Here is a 1156-nt window from a genome sequence, read left to right on the forward strand (position 1 = left end):
ACTGGCATCCGGCAGGTAAGGTAATGCTGAATCCAGAACGGGAAAAACAGGCAGCCTAAATCAACCGGGGGTGCCAACTACCTTGACACTTACCGCATCCTTCAAATCCAGTTAGAAATGCATATGGGGATGTAGCAGATTTTTTGGGTTTTGATCAAAGACTGGGATTACTTGCCTATCAAGTTGTTGATTTGACGACTTCCTACTATGGTATTTTTAAGCTTTCATTGAAACCGGAAGCCTGGAGGTTATACAAATATCTTCCAACAGATTACTATCGTAAAGTCCAAATGATGAGTAAACCTGCTCTTGCTTTAAAAGGTGCAGGAGCAGCAGTTAAAGGGGCTGGCATCGGTATGAATCTTTATCAAATGAAAAATAATCCATCATCAAATTAAACTTTGCTCTGTCTGATAAATTTATATGCCTTCCAAGACAATTTTAACGGAGTAACGAAATAGATCACTAAAAAAGCAAATCCAAGAACAATAATATACGAAATGGCATCTGATTCATCTGTATTAAAGATGCCATATAAACCGATTAGCATTAATATAAACAGTCCGAGAACTCCTCCAAAAAATCGCTTACTCAAATCAAGAACCAGACTTTGTATTGTGTCTTGTTGGGATTCATCTTTTTCTATAATACTTTTTAGTTTACCAATATCCTTAGTACTGAAACCATGATCAATAAGTTTTTTCTCATATTCGGTCATATAAATTATCCTAAATAATCTTTCAATTGACACCTAATACATCACGATTCAATTCCGAAACCCTTCTATTTTATCATAAGAAAATTTAGATAGCATTATAATCCCATGAATGAGTTTCATCACTGAATGATTGTGTGAACGTAAATGACTCTTAACATAGAAAATGTTAAGAAAATTCTCAAGCGACCTCACAAACAGAAGATGTATAATACTTAATCATTTGACTGAAAGGGATTGATTTTGAATGAAAGGAATCGACAAAAAACTAATCATCTTCACCACAAAAAAAAGATTCAATGACAGAAATGCCGATGATATGCAAAGTGGCGACATTGATGTTGATACACTGAAAAAACATTATGAGAGCGTTCAGAATTCTGTGTCACGTTAAAAACTCTACAACGTCATCACGCTATTCAGACGTCCGTCAAAATAAAT

Annotated in this window: 2 protein-coding genes and 1 pseudogene; 2 read left to right on the plus strand and 1 reads right to left on the minus strand. The window is 34.9% G+C overall.

The window, feature by feature from the left end; genetic code table 11:
* Positions 1-107 precede the first annotated feature (107 nt).
* Positions 108-398: pseudogene (locus GA0061070_RS24465) on the plus strand (DUF4225 domain-containing protein); the annotation flags it as partial.
* On the opposite strand, the gene GA0061070_RS24470 reads toward GA0061070_RS24465, so the two are convergent.
* Entirely contained in the window at positions 395-718 is a 324-nt protein-coding gene (locus tag GA0061070_RS24470; RefSeq protein ID WP_090139122.1) for a hypothetical protein, read from the minus strand. The pseudogene GA0061070_RS24465 and the gene GA0061070_RS24470 sit on opposite strands and share 4 nt — an antisense overlap.
* 244 nt (positions 719-962) lie before the next feature.
* Here GA0061070_RS24470 and GA0061070_RS24475 point away from each other — a divergent pair, with 244 nt between their 5' ends.
* On the plus strand, positions 963-1109 hold the full coding sequence (locus tag GA0061070_RS24475) for a DUF3289 family protein (protein WP_244153205.1): 147 nt from the start codon (positions 963-965) through the stop codon (positions 1107-1109).
* Positions 1110-1156: the final 47 nt, after the last annotated feature.

This window comes from Kosakonia oryziphila (assembly GCF_900094795.1).
Classification (GTDB): Bacteria; Pseudomonadota; Gammaproteobacteria; order Enterobacterales; family Enterobacteriaceae; genus Kosakonia; species Kosakonia oryziphila.

Coding starts and splice junctions, on each gene's coding strand:
- GA0061070_RS24470 (WP_090139122.1), bottom strand. CDS start 718: ATGACCGAATATGAGAAAAAACTTATTGATCATGGTTTCAGTACTAAG.
- GA0061070_RS24475 (WP_244153205.1), top strand. CDS start 963: ATGAAAGGAATCGACAAAAAACTAATCATCTTCACCACAAAAAAAAGA.